At 75.4% G+C, this 2,996-nt stretch carries 4 protein-coding genes; 1 reads left to right on the top strand and 3 read right to left on the bottom strand.

Annotated elements, in window-relative coordinates:
* Positions 1-124 precede the first annotated feature (124 nt).
* The 3 genes from CCN29_RS32995 to CCN29_RS32985 form a co-directional block, all read right to left on the bottom strand.
* Positions 125-736: an Rv1733c family protein gene (locus CCN29_RS32995; RefSeq protein ID WP_006136448.1), complete on the bottom strand. Its 612-nt coding sequence runs from the start codon at positions 734-736 to the stop codon at positions 125-127.
* 94 nt (positions 737-830) lie between these two features.
* On the bottom strand, positions 831-1,658 hold the full coding sequence (locus tag CCN29_RS32990; protein ID WP_039988904.1) for an MOSC domain-containing protein: 828 nt from the start codon (positions 1,656-1,658) through the stop codon (positions 831-833).
* A gap of 60 nt (positions 1,659-1,718) precedes the next feature.
* Complete coding sequence (locus tag CCN29_RS32985; protein ID WP_031016607.1) at positions 1,719-2,153, bottom strand: DUF6643 family protein; 435 nt, start codon at positions 2,151-2,153, stop codon at positions 1,719-1,721.
* A gap of 296 nt (positions 2,154-2,449) precedes the next feature.
* Here CCN29_RS32985 and CCN29_RS32980 point away from each other — a divergent pair.
* The coding region (locus CCN29_RS32980) for a TerD family protein (protein WP_442538640.1) at positions 2,450-2,996 on the top strand (547 nt) is incomplete at its 3' end.

The raw sequence follows: 2,996 nt of genomic DNA, 5'->3' as shown, positions 1-2,996 counted from the left end.
GGTGTTGCCGTGCCCCCACCTCGTCGTACCTGTGGCTCGTACCCGCCCGAGTCGCTGCCGATCGGTTCGGCCGGTCCACCGTAGCGTGCGCAGGGGCGGCGAGTTGACCGGAGGCGGAACGCGGTCAGCCCGCGGCGTCCGCCCTGCCCCAGTCGGGACCCACCCGCCCCCACTCCCGGTCCCAGCGGGCGTACCGGCCGCGGAGCATCCGCCGCAGCACCAGGCGCCGGCCGGCCTCGAACAGTCCGGCCGCCAGCAGCGCGGCTCCCGCGCCCGCGAGCACCGCGTGCACCGTCGCGGTGCCCGTGTCCAGCGGGCGCGCGACCCGGTCCCCGCGCCGGTCGGTCCATATGCGGAAGGTGTCGCCCGGCCGGGGATCGGGCAGGCGCGCCCGCACGGCCGCCCGCCGGCCGGTGCCGTCCGGGGCGGTCCAGCGGGCCAGGACGCGGCTGCCCGCGTCCCCGCCCAGCAGCTCCGGGTCCGTGGCCGGCGGGGCGGCGTCCAGCTCGCGCACCACCGTGGCCGTGACCAGGTGCCGGGACTGGTGCTGGGCCCGGACCGACCGCTGGAGCGTCGTGTGGGCGGCGCTGCCGGAGAGCACGCCGATCAGCGGCGCGGCGAGCGCGACCAGCAGGAGCGCGGTGAGCGCCAGCCAGGCCTCCGCGAGGTCGGTGGCGCGGCGCAGCGGGTTGCGCCGCCAGCGCCAGAGTCCGCTGACCGCTCGCACGGCACGCACCCCCTCCCCGGTTCCCCCACCGATCCCTCACGCTGCTCAACGCCCCGGGGCGGACCCGGGTTCCCGCGTCGGCACGGCCGCGCCTGAGGGAGCGTCAGGCCGTGACCTCCAGCGGATCGCCGACGCGGAGGACGCCGGGGGACAGGGGCACCAGGTTCACGCCGAAGAGGAGACGGCCGCCGACGGACCGGTGCCGGGCGAGGGTGTGCAGCGGTTCGCGTCCGCGCCGGGCGGTGTCCTGGTCGGTGGTCGTGACCACGCACCGTCCGCTCGGCTTGGTGACGCGGAACGCGACCTCGCCCACGGTGACGCGGCTCCAGTCGTCCTCCGCCCACGCCTCGGTCCCCTCGATCACCACGTTGGGCCGGAAGCGGCTCATCGGCAGCGGGCCCTCGTGCGCGTGGGCGCCCTGCCCGACGAGGTCGTTGAGCCGGTCCAGGGAGGCGGTCGTGGTGAGCAGCAGCGGATAGCCGTCGGCGAACGTGACCGTCTCCCCGGGCAGCGCGTACGCGGGGTCCACCGGCCGCCGCACGGCCGGGTCGTCGAGGTGCACCAGCCGTACCGATACGCCCAGGTAGTCGCTGCACCACGCGTGCACGGCCGGGTCCTCGGCGGGGACGACCTCCACCTTGTCGCCGAAGACATCGGCCGGGACGGTCGCGCCGGGCGCCGGCACGGGCACCGTGACGGGGGCACGGTCCGGCGCCGACAGCACGACGCCGCCGCCGGGCAGCGGCCCGGCGGCGGCGAGGGCGAGGCGCGGGTGCCGGCGCTGGGTGACGACCTTTCCCCCGTCGTCGATCAGCATCCAGCGCCGGTCGCCTGCCGGACCCCAGCGCTCCACGGCGACCTCCCGGAGCGGCAGGCTCCGGAAGGCCTTGACCGGATGAACATGGATCGAGCGCACACGAGCGTTCCTCATGCCGTCATCGTGCCATCGGCGCACGACGGCCCGCGGCCCGATCGGTGCGGCTCGGCCCGCTCAGTACCCCCGGTACTGCTGGTTGTTGTACGGGTCCTGGTACGGCGCAGGCGCCGGCCGCGGGGCGGCCGGGCGCATCGCCTCGTACCCGGCGGGCTGCGGCGGGCGCGGCGGCTGCGGCTGGGGGCCGGGGTAGCCGCGCGGGGCCGTGGCCTGCTGCGGGATGTACGCCGTGTTCGCCTGCTGGAGCGGGGCGGGCTGCGGCATGGCGGGCTGGGGGTAGCCGTAGGACGGCTGGGACGGTGCCGCCGGGAGGGCCGGCAACGCCGAGGGAAGCGCGGGCAGATGACTGGCCGGCGCCTCGTACGCGGCGGGGACCCGGATCGGGGCGATCTGCGGGGTGCCCCGCTCGGCAACGAGCGAGTCGTAGATCGGGGTGTCCGGGAAGGCAGCGGAGGAGTAGCCGCCGCCATACATGGAGCGGGGGGAGGTCATGGCACATAAGTTAAGCCCACGATGTGCTGGTTGGGGAGACCGATAAGAGGGTTGTTTTGCGCGCCCTGGGTGACGCGGGATCGCCAATGCGAGCGAATTTATGGAAAACGGGCGTACTGCCGCGCGCTTTTCGTGTAAAGGCCGAGTTCCGAGGGCGTTACCGGCGGTCGCAGGGGGTGGTTCGCGTCCGCGGGCGTGGGCGTCCCGCGCGCGAGGGAATAGGTTGGGCGCGCACACCGACGGATGCCGGGGGCTCGCCCGGCGCGGCCGACCTGTGATGGGGGCGGGGCATGTCCATGCCGAAGGGATCGAACACGCCGGTGCCGGCCACGGCACTGCGGGTGGACGTGGGCTGGCGCTCCGGCCCCGGGGTGCCCGACGCGGACGCCTCGGCGCTGCTGCTGGCCGGCGGCAAGGTCCGCTCCGACGCCGACTTCGTCTTCTACNNGGTGACCGACACGCTGCTGGTCGACCTCACACGCGTCGAGCCCGGCATCGAGACCGTCATCCTGGCCGCCTCCAGCGACGGCGGCACCTTCGGACAGGTCCCCGACCTCTCCATCGAGGTGAAGGACGCGGCGAGCGGCGCCGTGGCCGCCCGCTTCGACAGCACCGGCGCCACCACCGAGACGGCCTTCGTCCTCGGCGAGTTCTACCGCCGCCAGGGCGCCTGGAAGTTCCGCGCCGTCGGACAGGGCTACAGCAGCGGCCTCGAGGGACTCGCCACCGACTACGGCATCACCGTGGACGAACCCCAGCACGCCGCACCGCCGGCCGCTCCCGTCGCTCCCGTCGCACCTCCGGCCCCGCCGGTCGCACCCGTCGCGCCCCCGGTCACCGTCC

The organism is Streptomyces pseudogriseolus, from assembly GCA_002154585.1.
In the GTDB taxonomy this organism is placed as follows: Bacteria; Actinomycetota; Actinomycetes; order Streptomycetales; family Streptomycetaceae; genus Streptomyces; species Streptomyces pseudogriseolus.
The sequence above is the reverse complement of the archived record's forward strand: the minus strand, read 5'-3'. Positions and strand labels throughout refer to the sequence as shown.

What these genes read in the sequence shown, in the direction of transcription:
- CCN29_RS32990 (WP_039988904.1), bottom strand. Translation starts at nt 1,658, where the DNA reads ATGAGGAACGCTCGTGTGCGCTCGATCCATGTTCATCCGGTCAAGGCC.
- CCN29_RS32985 (WP_031016607.1), bottom strand. Translation starts at nt 2,153, where the DNA reads ATGACCTCCCCCCGCTCCATGTATGGCGGCGGCTACTCCTCCGCTGCC.